General features: G+C 67.6%; 2 protein-coding genes and 2 pseudogenes. 3 read left to right on the forward strand and 1 reads right to left on the reverse strand.

Annotated elements, in window-relative coordinates; translation table 11 throughout:
• Positions 1 to 223 precede the first annotated feature (223 nt).
• Positions 224 to 2,046: pseudogene (locus Q0326_RS08225) on the forward strand (phosphoenolpyruvate carboxykinase (GTP)).
• A 184-nt stretch (positions 2,047 to 2,230) separates the two neighbouring features.
• On the opposite strand, the gene Q0326_RS08230 reads toward Q0326_RS08225, so the two are convergent.
• Entirely contained in the window at positions 2,231 to 3,550 is a 1,320-nt protein-coding gene (locus Q0326_RS08230) for a nucleotide sugar dehydrogenase (RefSeq protein WP_298689028.1), read from the reverse strand.
• A 104-nt stretch (positions 3,551 to 3,654) separates the two neighbouring features.
• Here Q0326_RS08230 and Q0326_RS08235 point away from each other — a divergent pair.
• Positions 3,655 to 4,167, forward strand: a pseudogene (locus tag Q0326_RS08235) (ribonuclease HII); the annotation flags it as partial.
• A 60-nt stretch (positions 4,168 to 4,227) separates the two neighbouring features.
• Positions 4,228 to 4,684 (forward strand): tetratricopeptide repeat protein (locus Q0326_RS08240; protein ID WP_363303861.1); only part of this gene is annotated, 457 nt, incomplete at its 3' end.

A 4,684-nucleotide genomic window follows, 5' to 3' on the forward strand; every position in this document is an offset into this window, starting at 1 on the left:
ACGTGACTGCCGCCGCTCACCACCCAAAATCCCACCTACGCAGAGCTTCCCTAGACCGCGCGCAGAATGCCCGATTGTCGGCGATCGAAGATAGCGTTGTCAGCCTCCCGCCGCCCGCAATAGCCCGCTACGCCTGCTCCATCGATTGTGATGCGACGCTGTTGCCGAACGAACAGATTGGCGGACGGCTCATACGGAGAGAGTGACGATGGCGACGCTGGCAATGGATACGGACGCTCCGCGCGAAGCGGCTGCACGCACGCGCCATCTTGCGCTGCTCGCCTGGGTTGAAGAGATCGCCGCGATCACCAAGCCGGCCGCGATCCGCTGGTGTGACGGCTCGCAGGCCGAATGGGACGACCTGACCGCGCAGATGGTCGCTGCGGGCACCTTCACCCAACTCGATCCGAGCAAGCGTCCCAACAGCTTCTACGCGCGCTCCGATCCCCGTGATGTCGCGCGCGTCGAGAGCCGCACCTTTATCTGCTCGGAAGAGGCGGTCGATGCCGGCACCACCAACAATTGGCGCGACCCCGCCGAGATGCGTGCGACGCTGGAACCGCTGTTCGACGGCTGCATGGCGGGCCGCACCATGTATGTCGTGCCCTATTGCATGGGCCCGATCGGCTCCGACAAGAGCGCGATCGGCGTCGAGCTGACCGACAGCCCCTATGTCGTCGTCTCGATGAAGATCATGACGCGCATGGGTGCCCAGGCGCTCGACATGCTCGGCGACGACGGCTTCTTCGTGAAGTGCATCCACACCGTCGGCATGCCGCTGGCCGAAGGCCAGGCCGACGTCGCCTGGCCGTGCAACGACGACAAGTACATCGTCCATTATCCCGAGACGCGCGAGATCTGGTCCTATGGCTCGGGCTATGGCGGGAACGCGCTGCTCGGCAAGAAATGCTTCGCGCTGCGCATCGCCAGCGTCATGGCGCGCGACGGCGGTTGGCTCGCCGAGCATATGCTGATCCTCAAGCTGACCTCGCCCGCCAACGAGATGCACTATGTCACCGCCGCCTTCCCGAGCGCGTGCGGCAAGACCAATATGGCGATGCTCGAGCCGACCATCCCCGGCTGGAAGGCCGAGACGATCGGCGACGACATCGCCTGGATGCGCTTCGGCAAGGACGGGCGGCTCTATGCGGTCAACCCGGAGGCGGGCTTCTTCGGCGTCGCGCCGGGCACCGGCGACAAGACCAACCGCAACGCGATCGCGACGCTGACCGCCAACTGCATCTTCACCAACACCGCGCTCACCGACGATGGCGACGTGTGGTGGGAGGGCATGACCGACACCCCGCCCGAGGGCATGACCGACTGGCAGGGCAATCGCTGGGACCCGGCGTCGGGCAAGCCTGCCGCGCATCCGAACGCCCGCTTCACCGCGCCTGCCGAGCAATGTCCGTCGATCGCCGACGAATGGGCCGATCCTGCGGGCGTGCCGATCTCGGCGATGCTGTTCGGTGGCCGTCGCGCGACCGCGGTGCCGCTGGTCACCGAGGCCTATGACTGGCAGCAGGCGTCTATCTCGCCGCCAACATCGCCTCCGAAGGTACCGCGGCGGCCGAGGGCAAGGTCGGAGAGCTGCGCCGCGATCCCTTCGCGATGCTGCCCTTCTGCGGCTACAACATGGCGGACTATCTCGGCCATTGGCTGCGCGTCGGCAAGCAGGCGGCGTCCGATCCGGCGCAGCTGCCGCGCATCTATCTCGTCAATTGGTTCCGGAAAGGTGCCGACGGCAAGTTCCTGTGGCCGGGCTATGGCGAGAACAGCCGCGTGCTCAAATGGATCGTCGAGCGGCTCGAGGGGCGTGCCGACGCCGACGATACGCCGATCGGGCGTGTGCCGACCGTCGAATCGCTCGATCTCGGCGGGCTCGGGCTCGATGCGGCAAAGCTCGACGAGTTGCTGACCGTGGACCGCGCGGTGTGGGCGGAAGAGGCGGCACTGGCGGCGCGCGATCTCGCCAAGCTGGGTGATCGGCTGCCGACCGCGATCCATCACGAGCAGACCGCGCTCGAGGAGAGACTGGCGGGCTAAGCCTTGGAACATCCTCCCCATCGCAGATGGGGAGGGGGACCGCTCGCGCAGCGAGTGGTGGAGGGGTGTATGACGTCGCCGACCGGGCCGCGCGTATCGCGGTTGCGCCTGCCTCTGCCCCTCCACCACCGGCTTCGCCGGCGGTCCCCCTCCCCAGCAAAAGCTGGGGAGGATGGTCAGCTCGTCACAGCGTCCACATTGTCCGCCCGATGTCGCGGTGGCGGAAGACGCCCTTGATGTCGGCGAACAGCCCGTCCGGCTCGATCAGCCCGGCCAGCGTCGCATCGTCCATCTCGCGATAGAAGGCGTGGCTCACCGCCGACACGACGAGGTCGTAGCGGCGGTCGAGCGCTTCGGCATCGAGATGGACACCATAGTCGCGCTCCGCCTCCGCCGCATCGGCATGGGGGTCGTGGACGGTCACCGAATGGCCGTGGAACCAGAAGCGCTTGACGATGTCGCCGACCTTGGAGTTGCGCAGGTCGGGCACGTCCTCCTTGAACGTGACGCCAAGGATGAGGATGCGCAGCGAGCGGCGCTTGAGCGTGAGATGGAGCGTGTCCGCGATCCAGCGCGCCATGTCGTCGTTGACCGACCGCGCCGCGGGGATCACCTCGGGCAGATGGCCGAGCTCGATCGCACGGTGCGACAGATAATAGGGGTCGACGCCGATGCAGTGGCCCCCGACCAGGCCGGGGGTGAACGGCAGGAAATTCCACTTGGTCTTGGCGGCGTCGAGCACGTCCCAGATCGACACGTCGAGCTTCTGGAAAATCCGCGTCACCTCGTTCATGAAGGCGATGTTGACGTCGCGCTGCGCATTCTCGATCGCCTTGGCGCCCTCGGCCGCCTTGATCGAGGCGGCACGGAAGGTGCCCCCGGTGGTGACGCGCTCATACAGCGCGGCGACGCGATCGGTGGTTTCGGGGCTGTCGCCCGCCACCACCTTGATGATGCGATCGACGGTATGTTCGCGGTCGCCCGGATTGATCCGCTCGGGGCTGTATCCGACGACAAAATCCTCTTTCCAGACTAATCCGGAGGCGCGCTCGATCGCCGGCACGCACAATTCCTCGGTGACGCCGGGATAAACCGTGCTCTCGAAGATGATCAGCGGCTTGCGGCTGCCATCGAGCATCCGGCCGACCATCTCGCTCGCGCCGAGCAGCGCACTGAGATCGGGGCGGTTGCGCTGGTCGACCGGGGTCGGGACGGTGACAATGTAGACGTCGGCGGGCGCGCACGCGGCGGCGTCGGCTGCGTAATTGAGCGAGCTGGCGGCCATGCGGACCGCGTCGATCTCGCCGGTGCGATCCTCGCCACGGACGAGCTCGGCGATCCGGGTCGCATCGATGTCGAGTCCGACTGTGGGAAAGCTTCGCGCGAGCGAGACCGCCAGCGGCAATCCGACATAGCCAAGCCCCACCACGACGATCGCGGGCGGGGCGGGGGATGCCGCGGCGGCGGGGAACGAGGTGCGGAGATCGGCGATGCGGGCGTCCATGCAGCAAGGCCATAGTCCTGCCGTGTAAAGGCTTCGTCAACTGCGCAGCGCTTTTGCAGCGCGTAGCGGTTCAAAGCCGGATCACGGCGCGCTAAGGAGGCGTCATGCCACCCAGTTCTCGCCTCGAACGTGATCATCCCACTCCTACCGTCGGTGTCGACGAGGCCGGGCGCGGGCCGCTCGCCGGCCCCGTCGTTGCCGCCGCCGTGGTGCTCGACCGCCGGCGCGTGCCGCATGGCATCGACGATTCGAAGAAGCTGTGCGCCGAGGCGCGCGAAAGCCTGTATCTCCGGATCACGCGCGTCGCAGGCTGGGGCGTCGGCATCGTCGACGTCGAGGAGATCGACCGGCTCAACATCTATCATGCGACGATGCTGGCGATGAGCCGTGCGGTCGACGCGCTGGGGATCGAGCCGGGGATGGTGCTGGTCGACGGCAATGCGCTGCCCAAATGGCGCCATCCCGCCCGGGCCATCATCTCGGGCGACGCGCTCTGCCGTTCGATCGCGGCCGCCTCGATCGTCGCCAAGGTGACGCGCGACCGGATGATGATCGCGCATGACGCGACCTATCCCGGCTACGGCTGGCGGCAGAACAAGGGCTATGGCACCGCCCAGCTTAGCGAGGCGCTCGCCCGGCTCGACCGACACGGCGAAGCCGCCACGGCCTTCGCGGCCGTGCTCGCGCGCGATGGCGCGAACCCCGACACGTTCTATGCCTATGGCACGGCGCTCCGGCTCGATGGGCGTCCGCACGAGGCCTTGGCGGCCTATGATGCGGCCCTGACCCTCCGCCCGGCCTTTCCCGAAGCCCGACGCGCGGCCGCGGCGGTGCTGCGCGATCTTGGCCACCTGCCGGGCGCCTTGCGTCTCCTTACAGACGCGCTCACCCTGCGTCCCGATTACCTCGACGCCAGCCTTGACCTTGCCAATCTGCTGCACGCCGAGGACCGCGTGACCGAGGCCCTGGCGCAATACGACGGGGCGCTCACGCACGCGCCGACGAACGCGCTGCTGTGGAACAACCGCGCCATGGCGCTGCACGATCTCGGCCGCATGGAGGCCGCGCGCGACAGCCTCGACGAGGCGCTCCGGCTCGACCCGGCGCTGCCGCAGGCGCACCACAACCGCGGCA

Origin of the sequence: uncultured Sphingomonas sp. (assembly GCF_937859915.1) — a bacterium.
GTDB lineage: Bacteria > Pseudomonadota > Alphaproteobacteria > Sphingomonadales > Sphingomonadaceae > Solisphingomonas.